This is a genomic window from Chromobacterium haemolyticum (assembly GCF_009936155.1).
Taxonomy (GTDB): Bacteria; Pseudomonadota; Gammaproteobacteria; order Burkholderiales; family Chromobacteriaceae; genus Chromobacterium; species Chromobacterium haemolyticum.
The window spans coordinates 3739753-3755906 of record NZ_AP019312.1; the positions used below are offsets into that span (position 1 = coordinate 3739753).

A 16154-nucleotide genomic window follows, 5' to 3' on the forward strand; every position below is an offset into this window, starting at 1 on the left:
GCTTAAGCCGACAGCTCCAGCATCAGCTTGTTGATGCGCTTGACGAAGGCCGCCGGGTCTTCCAGCTTGCCGCCTTCGGCCAGCAAGGCCTGATCGTACAGCACCTGGGCCAGATCGCTGGCGCGGGCCTCGTCGGCCTCGTCGGCCAGTTTTTTCACCAGCACGTGCTCGGGGTTGATCTCCAGCGTGGGCTTGCTAGCCTCCACCTTCTGCCCCGCCGCTTTCAACATGCGCTCCAAGTGGGCGCTCATATCATGCTCGCCGGCTACCAGGCAGGCCGGGCTCTCGGTCAGGCGGGCGGTGGCGCGCACTTCCTTGACCCGGTCGGCCAAGGCTTTCTGCACTTTCTCCACCACCGGCTTGGCGCTTTCCTCCACCTGCTTTTGCGCTTCCTTGTCGGCTTCGTCTTCCAGCGCGCCCAAATCCAGCGCGCCCTTGGCCACGGACTGCAGCGCCTTGCCGTCGAACTCGAACAGCGAGCCCACCACCCACTCGTCTACGCGATCGGTCAGCAACAGCACCTCGACGCCCTTCTTCTTGAACACTTCCAGGTGCGGGCTGTTCTTGGCCGCGGCCAGGGTATCGGCGGTGATGTAGTAGATCTTGTCCTGGCCTTCCTTCATCCGGGCGACGTAGTCGCTCAGCGTCACCGTCGGCTCAGTGCCTTCGGACGCGGTGGAGACGAAACGCAGCAGCTTGGCGATACGTTCCTTGTTGGCCATATCCTCGCCGACGCCCTCTTTCAGCACTTGGCCGAACTCTTGCCAGAACTCGGCGTATTTTTCCGGCTGATTGGCGGCAAGGTCTTCCAGCAGGCCCAGCACTTTCTTGACGCAGCCGTTGCGGATGGCGTCGATGTCCTTGCTTTCTTGCAGGATCTCGCGCGACACGTTCAGCGGCAGGTCGTTGCTGTCTATCACCCCGCGCACGAAACGCAGGTAGTGCGGCATCAGCTTCTCGGTGTCTTCCATGATGAAGACGCGGCGCACATAGAGTTTGACGCCCTGTTTGCGCTCGCGATCGAACAAGTCGAAGGGCGCGCGCGACGGGATGTACAACAGTTCGGTGTATTCCTGGCGGCCCTCAACGCGAGCGTGGCTCCAGGCCAGCGGGTCGGTGAAGTCGTGAGCCACATGCTTGTAGAACTCCTTGTACTGCTCTTCGCTGATCTCGCTCTTGCCGCGGGTCCACAGCGCGGAAGCGGAGTTCACGGCTTCCATCTCGTCGCTGACGATGACTTCGCCGTTTTCGCCGTAGCTATTGCCCTTTTTCATCTCAATCGGGATCGAGATGTGGTCGGAGTACTTGCGAACGATGCCTTTCAGCTTCCAGTCGTTCAGCAGTTCGTCCTCGCCCTCCTTCAGGTGCAGCACGATTTCCGTGCCGCGGCCGGCCTTCTCCACTTGCTCCAACGTGTATTCGCCGGCGCCCTCGGATTCCCAGCGAGTGGCGGAGTCGGCGGCGTCGCCGGCGCGGCGGGTGGTCAGCGTGACTTTATCGGCCACGATAAAGGCGGAGTAGAAGCCGACACCGAACTGACCAATCAGGTTGGCGTCTTTCTTGGCGTCGCCGGACAACTGCTCGAAAAAGGCCTTGGTGCCGGACTTGGCGATGGTGCCGATATTGGCTATGACTTCGTCGCGGCTCATGCCGATGCCGTTGTCGGCGATGGTCAGCGTGCGCGCCTCGGCGTCGTAGCCGATGGTGATCTTCAGCTCAGGCTCGTTTTCGAACAGCTCGGGCTTGGCCAAACCTTCGAAACGCAGCTTGTCGGCGGCGTCGGAAGCGTTGGAAATCAGTTCACGCAGGAAGATCTCCTTGTTGGAATACAAGGAGTGGATCATCAGCTGCAGCAGCTGCTTGACTTCGGTCTGAAAACCCAGGGTTTCTTTCAATGCGCTCATGGTGACTTATCACAAGAGTTGGTCAACGATGCGCATCAGATAAGGGCTGTCCCGGACTTTTCAATACCCCTGCCCTCAACACAGGATCGCTCCCCCGCGCGAACATGAAAAAGCCCCGCGGGGGACCACGGGGCTGGTTTGGCGTCGAGGCCGCCGGGCGGGCTCAGGCGCGCTTGTCTTCGCGCAGCGCCGGCGGCAACGCAAACACCGTGTTCTCCTCCACACCGTCCAGCTCGCTGACGCTGTCCGCGCCGAAAGCCTTGATCTGGTCTATCACCGCCTGCACCAGCACCTCCGGCGCGCTGGCTCCGGCGGTGACGCCCACGCGCCGCTTGCCGGCGAACCAGGCTTCCTCCAATTGACCGGAGTTGTCCACCATATAGGCGTCCACGCCCTTGAGCGCGGCCACTTCGCGCAAGCGGTTGGAGTTGGAGCTATTGGGCGACCCCACCACCACCACGATGTCGCATTCGTCGGCCAGCACCTTCACCGCGTCCTGCCGATTTTGAGTGGCGTAGCAGATATCGTCTTTTTTCGGGCTGGAGATCTCCGGGAAACGTGCCTTCAACGCGGCGATGATGTCGCGGGTCTCATCCACCGACAGCGTGGTCTGGCTGACGTAGGACAAGGCCGCCGGGTTGCGCACCTGCAAACCGGCGACGTCGGCGACGTTTTCCACCAGATACATGCCGCCGTCCACCTGGCCCATGGTGCCCTCCACCTCGGGGTGGCCGGCGTGGCCGATCATAACGATCTCCATGCCCGCCTTGTTCATGCGCTTGACTTCGACATGCACCTTGGTCACCAGGGGACAGGTGGCGTCGAACACCTGCAGGCCCAAAGCCGCGGCCTCTTCGCGCACCGACTGCGGCACGCCATGAGCGGAATACACCAGGGTGCTGCCTCTGGGCACATCCTTCAATTCCTCAATGAACACCGCGCCCTTGGCGCGCAGGTTCTCGACGACAAAACGGTTGTGCACCACTTCATGACGCACATAGATCGGCGCGCCGTACAGTTCAATCGCCCGCTCGACGATGGCGATGGCCCGGTCCACGCCTGCGCAGAAACCGCGCGGGTTGGCCAGCATGATGGTCTTCGTCATCACAAATCCTTGCTCAAGCCGCTGCGCTCAGGCGCGCGGCTTTCTGAAACTATCCAGCACCATCAGGGCGGCTCCCACGCAAATGAAGGAGTCCGCCAGATTGAAGGCCGGGTACGACCAGCTGCTGTAGTAATGCACCTGGATGAAATCGATCACATGGCCGTGGACGATGCGGTCGATCACATTGCCAAGCGCGCCGCCCATGATGAAAGCCGCGGCCAGATTCATCAGCCCGCTAAAGCGGTTCTTGAAGATATTCCAGCCCAGCCAGCCGGACACGGCGAAAGCCAGGCCCGAGAACAGATACTTCTGCCAGCCGCCGGCGTCGTGCAGAAAGCTGAACGCCGCGCCCGGATTGTACAGCAAGGTAAAACCGAAAAAGCCGGGAATGACTTCCCGGACTTCGCCGTACTGGTAATTGCCGTTGAAATAGATCTTGGACAATTGATCCAGCAACACGATTACCGCCGCCAGCGCAAACCACTTCGGCCATTGTTTGGCCTTGGGCATAGTCATTGCAGATTCCATCAGACCTTTCCACGACGCGAAGCGGAACTCCGCGCACTCTATATCAAAGCGCCGGAAGTCGGGAATGCTGAGCGCTCCCATCCTTCCGGCCCAGCCGTGCCGCCGCGTCGTCGACGCGGATCAGGCGAAGCGGCGCGTCTCGCCCTTGCCGTCGATATTGTCCACGCAACGACCGCACACCGCGCCGTGGCCGGCATGGCTGCCGACGTCTGCGCGGTAGTGCCAGCAACGCTCGCACTTCTGCTGCGTCGACGACGCCACGCTGACGCGGGTTTGCTCGCCTTGCTTGACGCTGGCTTTAGAGACAATCAGCACGAACTTGAGTTCATCGCCCAAGGCGTTCAGCCACTGCAACAGCTCGCCGTCGGCTTCGATCTCGATCTCCGCCTGCAAGGAGGAGCCCAGCTGATCGGCGCTGCGCAGCGCTTCGATCTGCTTGTTGACCTGAGCGCGCAGTTCGCGAATGGCCAGCCACTTGGCGGACAAGGCCGCTTCGCGCTCGGCGGACTGGGCCGGGAATTCATGCCAGACGTGATACAGCGGCGACTCTTCCTCGCTGTCCACCAGCACGTTCCACGCCTCGTCGGCGGTGAAGCACAGGATGGGCGCCACCAGTAGCAGCAAACTGCGGGTGATGTGGTACAGCGCGGTCTGGGCGCTGCGGCGCGCATGGCTGTCCGCCTTGGTGGTGTACAAACGGTCCTTGATCACATCCAGATAGAAGGCGCCCAGATCCTCGGAGCAATAGCCCACCACTTCCTGCACCACATGGTGGAAGGCATAGCGCGAGTACAGTTCACCCGCCGCCTTCTCCTGCACTTCACGGGCGCGCAGCAACGCGTACTGGTCCAGTTCCACCATATTGGCCAGCGGAACGGCGTGTTCAAGCGGGTCGAAATCCGACAGATTGGACAGCAGGAAGCGTATGGTATTGCGCAGACGGCGATAGCTTTCCGTTGTGCGCTTCAAGATTTCCTGCGACAGCGACATATCGCCGGAGTAGTCAGCGCTGGCCACCCACAGACGCAGGATGTCGGCGCCCAAGGTGCCGCAGATCTCTTCCGGCGCAATGCCGTTGCCGCGCGACTTGGACATCTTGTAGCCCTTGTCGTCCACGGTGAAGCCGTGGGTCAAGAGCTGCTTGTACGGCGCGCGGCCTATGGTGGCGCAACCGGTTTTCAGCGAGGACTGGAACCAGCCGCGATGCTGGTCCGAGCCTTCCAGGTACAGGTCCGCCGGCCAGGCCAGCTCCGGGCGCTGCTTCAGCACCGCGAAGTGGGTGGAGCCGGAATCGAACCACACATCCAGAGTGTCGGAGAGCTTGCGGTATTGCTCGGCTTCTTCGCCCAGCAACTCCTTGGCGTCCAGGCTGAACCAGGCTTCGATGCCCTGCTGTTCAATGCGCAGCGCCACTTCTTCCAGCAGTTGGACGGAACGCGGATGCAGCTCGCCCGACTCCTTGTGGATGAAGAAAGTCATCGGCACGCCCCAGTTTCGCTGGCGCGACACGCACCAGTCGGGGCTGTTCTTGATCATCGCGTCCAAACGCGCGCGGCCCCAGGCCGGGAAGAACTCGGTGGCATCGACGGCGCGCTGGCTGATCTCGCGCAGCGTCTCGCCGCCATTAGCCTGGCGGTCCATGCTGATGAACCACTGCGGCGTGGCACGGAAGATGATCGGCGTCTTGTGGCGCCAGCAATGCGGATAGCTATGCTCCAGCTTGGCCTTGTGCACCAGCGTGCCGCGCTCTTCCAGGGTTTCGATCACGCGCGGGTTGGCGTCCCATACCAGCATGCCGGCGAACAGTTCGGTGGTGCTCTTGTAGCGCCCGTCGTCGGCCACCGGGTTGGCCACCGGCAGTTTGTACTGCAAGCCGGCCTGGAAGTCTTCCAGACCATGGGCCGGCGCGGTGTGCACCAAGCCGGTACCCGCGTCGGTGGTCACGTGGTCGCCCAGAATCACCGGCACCTGGCGGTCGTAGAACGGATGGCTCAACTGAATCCGCTCCAGCGCCTCGCCCTTGGCTTCGCCCAGCACGCGGAACTCTTCGATGCCATAGCGCTTCATCGCCGACTCGACCAGATCCTTGCCCAGGATCAGCTTGCCCTTGGGGGTGTCGATCAACTGATAATCCAGATTGGCGCCGGCGGCGACGGCCTGGTTGGCCGGCAGCGTCCACGGCGTGGTGGTCCAGATTACGGCCATCGCGCCGGAAGCGTCGGCATCGAAGGCGGCCGAAGCCTTGTCGGCGTCAAGCACCTTGAAGCCGACATCGATCGCCGGCGACACTTTGTCTTCGTATTCCACTTCGGCCTCGGCCAGCGACGAGCCGCATTCGATGCACCAGTGCACCGGCTTCTCGCCCTTGCTCAGATAGCCGTTCTCGAAGATCTTGCCGAGGGTCCGCACGATATCGGCCTCGGTCTTGAAATCCATGGTCAGATAGGGATTGTCCCAATCGCCCAGCACGCCAAGGCGAATGAAGCCCTTCTTCTGGCGCGCCACCTGCTCTTTCGCGTATTCGCGACACAGTTCGCGAAACTTGGCGGCGGGAATGTCCTTGCCGTGCAGCTTCTCCACCATCAGTTCGATGGGCAGGCCGTGGCAGTCCCAGCCCGGCACATAAGGGGCGTCGAAACCGGCCAGCGTCTTGGAGCGGACAATGATGTCCTTCAACACCTTGTTGACCGCGTGGCCCAGGTGGATGTCGTTGTTGGCGTACGGAGGACCGTCGTGCAGGATGAACTTGGGACGGCCGGCGGAGAGCTTGCGCAGCTTGTCGTAGCGCTTCTCTTCCTGCCAGCGCTTGACCCAGGCCGGTTCGCGTTTGGCCAGATCCCCGCGCATGGCGAAGGGTGTATCCAGCAGGTTTACGGTTTTACGATAATCGATGCTCATGCCTGCTCTCGCTGCAAACTTGTCAAATAGGTCTTGGCGCTGCCCGCGTCTTTTTCAATCTGAGCGGTCAGCGCCGATAAATCATCATACCGCGCCTCGTCGCGCAGTTTCTTCAGGAATCGCACCGTCAGCCGCTGCCCGTAGAGATCGCCGGCGAAATCGAACAGATGCACTTCCAGTTTGTAGTCCGGTGTGTCGCTGACCGTCGGGTTCAAACCCAGACTGGCCACGCCGCCCAACACGCCGTCGGCGGTTTCCGCCTGCACGACGAATACGCCCTGCAAGGCCGGACGCAAATGCGGCAAATGGATGTTGGCCGTGGGAAAGCCTATGGTGCGGCCCAGCTTCTTGCCATGCACCACACGACCGGAAATCTGATACTCGCGCCCCAGCAGGCTTTCCGCGCCGCTCAGGTCGCCTGCGGCCAGCCGCTCTCGCACCAAGGTGCTGGAGGCGCGTTCGCCCATGGCCAACACCGTCGGCATCGCCTCGGTGACGAAATGGGGACAGGAGCTCAGCATCTCAAAATGGCCCTGCCGCTTGGCGCCGAACTGGAAGTCGTCGCCGATCAGCAAATACTTGGTCTGCAGCCCCAGGACCAGAACCTTGTCGATGAAATCCGACGCCGACATGCCGGCGAAGCCGCGATTGAAGCGATAGACGAACACATAGTCGACCAGGCCCAGCCGCTGCAAGAACGCCAGTTTGTCGCGCAGCGTGGACAAGCGGCCCGGCGGATTGTCGCGCGCGAAGAACTCCCGCGGATGGGGCTCAAAGGTCAACAGGGCCGTCGGCAGGCCTCGGGCGTCGGCTTCCAGCCGCAGACGCTGCAGCATTTTCTGATGGCCAAGGTGCACGCCGTCGAAATTGCCGATGGTCAAGGCGCAGGCTGGCAGCTGATAACGCCGCGGATCTCCAAAAAATACCTGCATGTGCTGGTCTTATTGCGTCCTGAAAACCTTCGATTGTATCTGCCAGCTACGGATAGCGTCCATACATGAAACGCAATTGGGCCGGCAACGACAAACAGAGCCGGCTATCCGCGGTACTATGCAAAAAGCCCCGCAATCTTGCGGGGCTTTTTGAACAGAGCAGCTAATCGAGATTACTTCTTCTCAACCAGGGACTCTTTAACCGCGTCGATGGTCAGCTCAACGCGACGATCAGACTCGATGCATTCCTTGATAGCCAGGTTCTGCTTGGAACCTTTCTTCTGGTATTTCGGGAATTTGGCCTTGCACTCGGCAGTCATCTTGGCTTCGGCGGCGCCGCGACCTACGGAGGTCACTTTGTCGGCCGGAACGCCGGCGGCTACGAAGTAGCCTTTAACTGCGTCGGCGCGCTCTTGCGACAGACGGTTGTTGTAAGCGGCGGAACCCATGAAGTCGGTGTAGCCAGCAACTTCAACGGACTTCAGGTAGCCTTTGCCAGCATTGGCTTTTAGCTTTTCAACCAGCGGGTCCAGTTCGTTCTTGGCGTCAGCGCGCAGCTTGGCCTTGTCGAAGTCGAACAGCACTTTAGCGGACAGGGTGACTTTTTCTTTTTCGGAAACCAGCACCGGCTTCGGAGCTTCTGCTACCGGCTTGGCAGCTTCGCGATCGCCACATTCAACCAGGCCGTCTTTAGCCTTGTCGAAGAAGTTGGTTCTCCAGCACTCGCCATAGTTGTTGCGAGTCACGGATTCGGTGGACTGGTCAACGGCATAGCCAGGTTTAGCAGCAAAAGCGCTAGCGGAAACCAACAGAGCAGCAACCAGGGCGCTCAGTTTCAGCTGTTTAGTCATGTTATTCCCTCTTTAATCTATAAAATGGGTAGCAATGCGGGCTGACGCAAAGACCACACGAACAATTTTACTGCAAACAACAGGGTGATCTGCAAACTGTGTTTATGCAGTTAACCCGCACTATAGAAACGCTGCAACCCCATGTCAACTTAGGACGCCACAGATTGAGAGCAATCCGTTGCAAAAAAACGTCAAAAAAAGCGTTTTTTTGTGGCCTCTGTCTCGCATAAACCACACATTACAGCGATGTGACGCGCCTACGAAACAGTGGCAGCGGATTCAGCACAGTAGCCTGATAGTTTTCGCTAAAAGTATTAAAACCATCCAGCGAAGATTCCAGCGCCTTGCCGTCCTTAATGGCGAATGCATCAAAACCGACTTGCGCCATGGAGTGCAGTAAGTCTTGCCAGACATCCCCAATCGCGCGCAGTTCCCCACGGTAGCCGTAACGCTCACGCAGCAAGCGGGCATGACTGTAGCCGCGGCCATCGGTAAAGGCCGGAAAATCGACGGCGATCAGCTCCAGCTCTGGCAAATCGGCCAGTAGTCGCGCGGGATCCTCGTCCGGCCCTAGCCAGACGCCCACCCGCGCGGCATGGCTGCGCCAGAACGCGCGCCGCTCCAGCCAATCGGATAGCGGCACGATCACATTGCCGCCCGCCGCGGTTTCCGGCAACTGGCCGTTTTCATCCTGGCGCAGCAGATTCCAATCGTCCGGCCGGACTTGTCCCTGTTTAATGATGTTTGGCATATACCCGCTCCTTGAAGGGTTCGATGCCGATGCGGCGCACGGTTTCGATGAAGCGCTCGCCCGGACCGCGTTGTTCCAGGTAGACGCTCATGATGGTGGTGAAAGCCTTGGGCACGTCGGCCTGGGCGAACGAGGGCCCTATCACCTTTCCTATGCTGGTGGCGCTGCCCTGGCTGCCGCCCAGCGTGATCTGGTACCACTCCTCCCCGTTCTTGTCGACGCCGAGGATGCCGATGTTGCCGATGTGGTGATGGCCGCAGGCGTTCATGCAGCCGGAGAAATTGCAGTCAATGTCGCCGAGGTCGTACAGATAGTCCATGTCCTCGAAGGTTTGCTGAATCGCCTCCGCCACCGGGATAGAGCGCGCGTTGGCCAGCGAGCAGAAGTCGCCGCCCGGACAGCAGATGATGTCGGTGAGCAGGCCGATATTGGGGGTGGCGAAGCCGTGCTCGCGCGCCAGCAGCCACAGCGCGTGCAAATCCTTCTCCGGCACGTCCGGCAGCACCAGGTTCTGTTCGTGGGCGACGCGCAGTTCGCCGAAGCCGAAGCGGTCGGCCAAATCCGCCGCAGCGTCCATCTGCTCCGCGCTGATGTCGCCGGGCGGCACGCCGGCGCGCTTCAGCGACAGCACCACCGAGCGATAGCCCGGCCGCTTGTGGGCGCGGGTATTGCGCTCCGCCCAACGGGCGAAGCCTTTGTCCTCTTCGAGCGGAGCTCGCAGTTCGGGGGGATTGGCCGGCAGCGTCTGATACGGCGGGTCAGTGAAGAAGCTGGCGTAATGCGCGACATCCTCGTCACGCAGGGTGGCAGGACCGCCCTTGATATGCAGCCATTCGTCCTCGACCTTGGCGGCAAAACCCTCCACCGTCATCGCCTTGACCAGAATCTTGATGCGCGCCTTGTACTTGTTGTCGCGACGGCCAAAGCGGTTGTAAACCCGCAGCACCGCGTCCAGATAGGTCAGCAGGTGCGGCGTGGGCAAAAAATCCTTGACCACGTCGCCGACGATGGGGGTACGCCCCAGACCGCCGCCCACCATCACTCGGAAGCCCACTTCGCCGGCCTCGTTGCGCACCACGTGCAGGCCGATGTCGTGCACGCGGGTGGCGGCGCGGTCTTCCACGCTGCCGGACACCGCGATCTTGAATTTGCGCGGCAGGAAGGTGAACTCGGGGTGCAAGGTGCTCCACTGCCGAATGATCTCGCACCAAGGCCGCGGGTCCAGCAGTTCGTCGCCGGCCACGCCGGCGAAGGCGTCGGTCGTCGTGTTGCGCACGCAGTTGCCCGAAGTCTGGATCGCATGCATCTCCACCGTGGACAGCTCTTCCAGGATATCGGGCACCCGAGCCAGCTCCGGCCAGTTGAACTGAATGTTCTGGCGGGTGGTGAAATGGCCATAGCCCTTATCGTAGCGGCGGGCGATGTCGGCCAACTTGCGCAGCTGGCCGCTGCGCAGATGGCCGTAGGGAATGGCGACGCGCAGCATCGGCGCGTGGCGCTGCACGTACAGGCCGTTCATCAGGCGCAGCGGGCGAAACTCGTCCTCGCTCAGCTCGCCGGCCAGATAGCGCCGGGTCTGATCGCGGAACTGGACCACGCGCTCGCGGACGATGCGGTGATCGACTTCATCATATTGATACATGGTGCTCTTTCAGACGGCGCTATGCCGGACGTTTCAACGGGCTGGCCTTGACGTGCAGGCCGCACTCCTTGGAATCGGGGTTTTCCCACCACCAGCGTCCAGCTCGGACATCCTCCCCCACCGAAATGGCCCGGGTACAGGGCGCGCAGCCGATGGAAGGATAATGGCGGTCATGCAGGGCGTTGTAGGGCACTTCGTGCGCGCGCAGGTAGTCCCAGACATCACGCTCGCTCCAGTCCAGCAGCGGGCTGAATTTTTGCAGGCCGTTGTCGGCGTCGTATTCGCTGACCTGCAGGTCCTGACGCGTCGGCGACTGTTCGCGCCGCAACCCCGTGATCCAGGCGGACCGCCCGGCCAGCGCGCGCCGCAGCGGCTCCAGCTTGCGTACCTGGCAACAGGACTTGCGCGCGTCCACGCTGCGGTAAAAGCCGTTGATGCCATGGAGACCGACGTACTGCTCCACCGCGGCGGCCTGAGGGAAATACACGGCAACTGGGTGGCTGGGGTAGCGCTCTTCCACCCGTTGCATCAGATCGTAGGTTTCCGCCGGCAGGCGGCCGGTGTCCAGGCTAAAGGCCGCTATGCCCAGACCCAGACGGGCGATCAGATCGGTCAGCACCATGTCCTCCGCGCCGTAGCTGTTGGCCAGCACGGCGTCCGGATGCGCGGCGGCGATCGTCCTGAGGCAGGCGACGGTGGCGTCCAGTTTTGCTTCCAGGCTCATCAGAGACTCCAGGCAGGAAATTTCATGACAATCCTACCCAAGCCGCTTATAAACTGAAAAGAATATTGTGTTAGTATTTAATTACTACAGGTTTTATAGAGGATGGCGTCGCATGAAGCTGCAACAACTGCGTTACTTGGTGGAGGTGGCCAAGCAAGGGCTGAACGTCTCGGAAGCCGCGGAAAAACTGCACACCTCGCAGCCGGGCATTTCCAAGCAGATCCGGCTGCTGGAGGATGAGTTGGGCATCCAGGTCTTCATCCGCAACGGCAAGCGGGTGGTTTCAGTGTCCGAGCCGGGCAAAGAGGTGCTGCGCATCTCGGAGCGCATTCTGCGCGAAGCGCAGAATCTGAAACGGGTGGGCGACGAATTCTCCAAAGAGGCGGAAGGCGCGCTGACCATCGCCACCACGCACACCCAAGCACGCTACGCGCTGCCGCCGGCCATCGCCGAATTCGTTCGACGTTACCCCAAAGTGAGGCTGTCGATCAAGCAGGGGAGCCCCACCCAGATCTGCGAAATGGTGGTGTCCGGCGAAGCCGACCTCGCCATCGCCACCGAAGGCATCGCTTTGTACAAAGAATTGGCGATGCTGCCCTGCTACGAATGGAACCGTTCCATCGTGGTGCAGGAAGGACATGAGCTGACAAAGTTGGATCGCCCGTTGACGCTGGCGGACATCGCCCGCTACCCCATCGTCACCTACGACTTCGCCTTCGCCGGCCGCTCCAAGATCAACAAAGCTTTCGCCGACCAGGGCCTGGCGCCCAACGTGGTGCTGACCGCGATCGACACCGACGTGATCAAGACCTATGTCGGCCTGGGACTGGGCATAGGCATCATCGCCAGCATGGCTTACGAACCGGAGCGCGACGTCAATCTGCAATTGCTGGACGCCAGCCATCTGTTCGAACCGTCCACGACCAAGATCGGCATCCGCAAGGACGCCTATCTGCGCGGCTTCGCCTACACCTTTATCGAGCTGTTCGCGCCGCATTTGCACCGACGCGAAGTCGAAGCCGCTCTGCTGGCCCGGGACCCGGACAGCGAGGATTGAAGCCTCCGTGGCCCGACAAAGCAAAACGCCCCGATATCGGGGCGTTTTCACGTGCGGGCGCGAAGAATTCAGAGCGTCAGGCCGCCAGTCACTTCGATGGCCGCGCCGTTGATGTAGCTGGCTTCGTCGGACGCCAGGAAGGCGTAGACGTTGGCGATCTCGGTCGGATCGGCCATGCGCCGCATCGGCACTTTGTCCTCCATCGCCTGAATCACCTTCTCCGGCATCGATTGCAGGATGGGGGTGGCAACGAAGCCCGGGCACACCGCGTTGGCGCGAATGCCTTTTTTGCCCAATTCCTTGGCCCAGGTTTTGACGAAGCCAATGACGCCGAACTTGGACGCAGCGTAGTTGGTCTGGCCGAAGTTGCCGTAGACGCCCACCACCGAGGACGCGTTCAGAATCACGCCGCCGCCCTGCTCCACCATGGTGTCGATCACCGCGCGGGCACAGTTGTAAACGCCTTTCAGATTGATGTCGATCACCTTGTCGAACTGGTCTTCGGTCATCTTCATCAGTTGAGCGTCCATGACGATGCCGGCGTTGTTGACCAGAACGTCGATGCGGCCGCGGCGGTTTTTCAGATCAGCAACCATGTCCGCGATCTGACCCTTATTCGTCACATCCACCTTGTAGCCGATGGCTTCGCCGCCGGCCTGCTGCAACTCCTGTACCACCGCGTTCACCGCGTCCAGATTGAGGTCGCAAACGGCGACGACCGCGCCTTCTTTAACGAATTTCTCGGCTGTCGCCTTGCCGATGCCGCTGGCGGCGCCGGTGATGATGGAGACTTTACCTTTCAAGCGCATGGATTTTCCTTACTGACTTTGTAGATGACAGGCAATCCGCCCAGAGGCCGGACTCACAACTCCACCATCGACCACCTATGGCCAAACACCTGTTTTTATTGGTTATTTTTTAAAGCAAAAAGAAAAGCGGAAGTTTGTGCGCCGCAGCCATTGCAGTGCACAAGACGCACTGCAATATAGCGCACTCACTCCCGCCGGTAAAGCAACTGCTCTACAGGTCAGTTACCAAGTGTAACCGACCATAAGCAGCAACTTACTCCAGGCCTTTGCTGGCCAAGTAGTCTTCGTAATTGCCGGTGTAGTAGTCGTACCCGCCCTTGCCGTCCAGCTCCAACACATGCGTCGCCAGCGAGCTGACGAACTGACGGTCGTGGGAAACGAAGATCAAGGTGCCCTTGTACTTCTCCAGCGCCATGTTCAGGGATTCGATCGACTCCATGTCCATATGGTTGGTCGGCTCATCCATAATCATCACATTCGGCTTTTGCAGGATCAGCTTGCCGTACAGCATGCGGCCCTTCTCGCCGCCGGACAGCACGCGAACCGGCTTGCCCACCTCGTCGCCGCCAAACAACAGACGGCCCAGCGTGCCGCGGATCACCTGCTCGTCGTCGCCCTCCTGGCCCCATTCGCGCATCCACTCGGTCAGCGTCATGTCGCTGTCGAAATCGGCCTCGTGGTCCTGTGCGAAATAGCCCACCTGAGCTTTCTCCGCCCATTTGATCGAGCCGTGGTCAGCGCTCAGGCCTTCGGCGAACTGCGCGTCAAAGGCGCCGGCCAGCAATTTGACCAGCGAGGTCTTGCCCGCGCCGTTAGGGCCGATAATGGCCAAGCGGGCCCCTGCCTCGAGGATCAGGCTCAAATCCTTGAACAGGACTTTGGTATCGTAAGCCTTATTGAGGTGATCCACCTCCACTGCCTGACGGTGCAGTTTGAACTTGTCGTCCATTTCAAAACGAATGAACGGGTTTTGACGACTGGACGGCTTCACTTCCACCATTTCGGACTTCAGCTTGTCCACCTGCTTCAATCGGCTAGTCGCCTGGCGCGCCTTGGACTTGTTGGCGGAGAAGCGGGCCACGAACTCCTGCAGTTCCTGGATACGTTCCTTGGCCTTGCTGTTGGACGACAACTGGCGTTCACGCGCCTGGGCCGACGCGATCATGTAGTCGTCGTAATTGCCCGGGTAGATGCGAATGGTGTTGTAGTCCAAATCCGCCATATGGGTGCACACCGAATTCAGGAAGTGACGGTCGTGCGAAATGATGATCATGGTGGAGTTGCGCTCGTTGAGCACGTTTTCCAACCAGCGGATGGTGTTGATGTCCAGGTTGTTGGTGGGTTCGTCCAGCAACAGGATGTCTGGATTGGAGAACAGAGCCTGAGCCAGCAAAACACGCAATTTCCAGCCCGGCGCCACTTCGCTCATCGGGCCGGCGTGCTGTTCCACCGGAATGCCCACGCCCATCAGCAGTTCGCCGGCGCGCGCCTCGGCGGTGTAGCCGTCGTATTCGGCGAACTTGGCTTCCAGTTCGGCCGCGTGCATGTAATCGTCTTCGCTGGCTTCCGGGTTGGCATAGATGGCGTCGCGTTCGCTCATCGCCGCCCACATTTCGGAGTGCCCCATCATCACCACGTCGATGACGCGCTGATCTTCATAGGCGAACTGATCCTGGCGCAGCTTACCCAGGCGCAGGCCGTTCTCAATGGCCACCTCGCCGCTGGTCTGCTCCAGGTCGCCACCCAGAATCTTCATAAAAGTGGATTTGCCGGAACCGTTGGCGCCGATCAGGCCATAACGGTTGCCTTCGCCAAATTTGACGGAAACCTTTTCGAACAAAGGTTTGACGCCAAACTGCATGGTAATATTGCTTGTGGTAATCACGCTTAGGGATCCTTCAGCCAAATAGCCGTAAGTATCGGAAAAACGTGGGATTCTAGCACAGTGCAGGCGTTTTCCCGAACCGTCCGTCAAGGAAACGCCGCCTACCTTTTGCCAGCTTCTCGAATTCCGCTACAATCGTAAGCCTTGTTTTCTATTCCCTGAGATAGGCTGAACTATGCTTACCGGCAGCTTGGTCGCCCTGGTCACCCCGATGTCCGCAGACGGCTCGGTCGACTACGAGGCACTGCGACGACTCGTCGATTTCCATATTGAGAATGGCACCGACGGCATTGTCGCGGTTGGCACCACTGGCGAATCCGCCACATTGAACGTGACCGAGCACATCGCCGTGGTCAAGGCGGTTGTCGAATACGCCGCCGGCCGCGTCAAAGTCGTCGCCGGCGCCGGCGGCAACTCCACGGCCGAAGCGATCGAACTGAGCCACTTGTCTCAGGAGGTTGGTGCCGATTACGTGCTGTCGGTTGTACCTTATTACAACAAGCCCACTCAGGAAGGTCTTTACCAGCATTTCAAAGCCATCGCCGACTCCAGCAAGCTTCCGGTCATCCTTTATAACGTGCCCGGCCGCACCGTTGCCGACATGAGCAACGACACCGCGCTGCGCCTGGCCGCCCATCCCAACATCGTCGGCCTGAAAGACGCCACCGGCGACATCGGCCGCGCCTGCGATTTGGTTATGCGCGTTCCGGAAGGATTTACCCTCTACTCCGGAGACGACGCCACCGGCATGGCTTTCATGCTGTGTGGCGGCCACGGCGTGATCTCGGTCACCGCCAACATCGCCCCCAAATTGATGAGCGAGCTTTGCAAAGCCGCCACCGGCGGCAACGCCAAGCTGGCTCGCGAGATCAACGACAAGCTGCAAGGCCTGCACAAGCAACTGTTCATCGAACCCAACCCGATTCCGGCCAAGTGGGCGTTGACGCGGATGAACCGGATTCCCTCCGGCATCCGCCTACCGCTGACCCCGCTCTCCATCGGCGCGCAAGCCTCCGTGGAAGCGGCGATGAAACAAGCCGACATCCTTTAACCTTTCCCCTGCCGAAA

13 protein-coding genes are annotated in these 16154 nt (G+C 60.5%); 2 read left to right on the top strand and 11 right to left on the bottom strand.

Going from position 1 to position 16154, the window contains the following annotated elements; genetic code table 11:
- Positions 1-2: 2 nt before the first annotated feature.
- From htpG to GYH29_RS17105, 9 genes are all read right to left on the bottom strand, one after another.
- Positions 3-1904: a molecular chaperone HtpG gene (htpG, locus tag GYH29_RS17065; protein ID WP_081574692.1), complete on the bottom strand. Its 1902-nt coding sequence runs from the start codon at positions 1902-1904 to the stop codon at positions 3-5.
- 163 nt (positions 1905-2067) lie between these two features.
- A complete protein-coding gene (gene ispH, locus GYH29_RS17070) occupies positions 2068-3009 on the bottom strand; it encodes a 4-hydroxy-3-methylbut-2-enyl diphosphate reductase (RefSeq protein WP_118268176.1) in 942 nt (313 codons plus the stop codon).
- Between the two features lie 27 nt (positions 3010-3036).
- Positions 3037-3525, bottom strand: a complete 489-nt coding sequence (gene lspA / locus GYH29_RS17075) for a signal peptidase II (RefSeq protein WP_039755611.1) — start codon at positions 3523-3525, stop codon at positions 3037-3039.
- Positions 3526-3657: 132 nt separating this feature from the next.
- Entirely contained in the window at positions 3658-6435 is a 2778-nt protein-coding gene (gene ileS / locus GYH29_RS17080; protein WP_019102642.1) for an isoleucine--tRNA ligase, read from the bottom strand.
- Positions 6432-7367 carry a bifunctional riboflavin kinase/FAD synthetase gene (locus GYH29_RS17085; protein ID WP_161524170.1) on the bottom strand — a complete coding sequence of 312 codons (936 nt, stop codon included), beginning with the start codon at positions 7365-7367 and terminating at the stop codon, positions 6432-6434. Before GYH29_RS17085 ends, ileS begins: the two co-directional genes overlap by 4 nt.
- A gap of 173 nt (positions 7368-7540) precedes the next feature.
- Entirely contained in the window at positions 7541-8218 is a 678-nt protein-coding gene (locus GYH29_RS17090) for an OmpA family protein (protein ID WP_019102644.1), read from the bottom strand.
- A 238-nt stretch (positions 8219-8456) separates the two neighbouring features.
- A complete protein-coding gene (locus GYH29_RS17095; RefSeq protein ID WP_019102645.1) occupies positions 8457-8969 on the bottom strand; it encodes a DUF934 domain-containing protein in 513 nt (170 codons plus the stop codon).
- A complete protein-coding gene (locus tag GYH29_RS17100) occupies positions 8953-10611 on the bottom strand; it encodes a nitrite/sulfite reductase (protein ID WP_043591013.1) in 1659 nt (552 codons plus the stop codon). Before GYH29_RS17100 ends, GYH29_RS17095 begins: the two co-directional genes overlap by 17 nt.
- Positions 10612-10630: 19 nt before the next feature.
- Complete coding sequence (locus tag GYH29_RS17105; RefSeq protein WP_118268179.1) at positions 10631-11335, bottom strand: phosphoadenylyl-sulfate reductase; 705 nt, start codon at positions 11333-11335, stop codon at positions 10631-10633.
- 112 nt (positions 11336-11447) lie between these two features.
- Between GYH29_RS17105 and cysB the strand changes: the two genes are divergently transcribed.
- The gene (gene cysB / locus GYH29_RS17110; protein ID WP_019102648.1) at positions 11448-12392 is read left to right on the top strand and encodes an HTH-type transcriptional regulator CysB; all 945 of its coding nucleotides are present in this window, start codon (positions 11448-11450) and stop codon (positions 12390-12392) included.
- Between the two features lie 68 nt (positions 12393-12460).
- Here cysB and fabG read toward each other — a convergent pair whose 3' ends face one another.
- Both fabG and GYH29_RS17120 read right to left on the bottom strand, forming a co-directional pair.
- Positions 12461-13201 carry a 3-oxoacyl-ACP reductase FabG gene (gene fabG / locus GYH29_RS17115; RefSeq protein WP_019102649.1) on the bottom strand — a complete coding sequence of 247 codons (741 nt, stop codon included), beginning with the start codon at positions 13199-13201 and terminating at the stop codon, positions 12461-12463.
- Between the two features lie 253 nt (positions 13202-13454).
- Positions 13455-15086 (bottom strand): ABC-F family ATPase, encoded by a 1632-nt coding sequence (locus GYH29_RS17120; protein WP_039755612.1) that lies wholly within the window; start codon positions 15084-15086, stop codon positions 13455-13457.
- Positions 15087-15261: 175 nt separating this feature from the next.
- Between GYH29_RS17120 and dapA the strand changes: the two genes are divergently transcribed.
- The gene (dapA, locus tag GYH29_RS17125) at positions 15262-16137 is read left to right on the top strand and encodes a 4-hydroxy-tetrahydrodipicolinate synthase (protein WP_081574694.1); all 876 of its coding nucleotides are present in this window, start codon (positions 15262-15264) and stop codon (positions 16135-16137) included.
- Positions 16138-16154 lie beyond the last annotated feature (17 nt).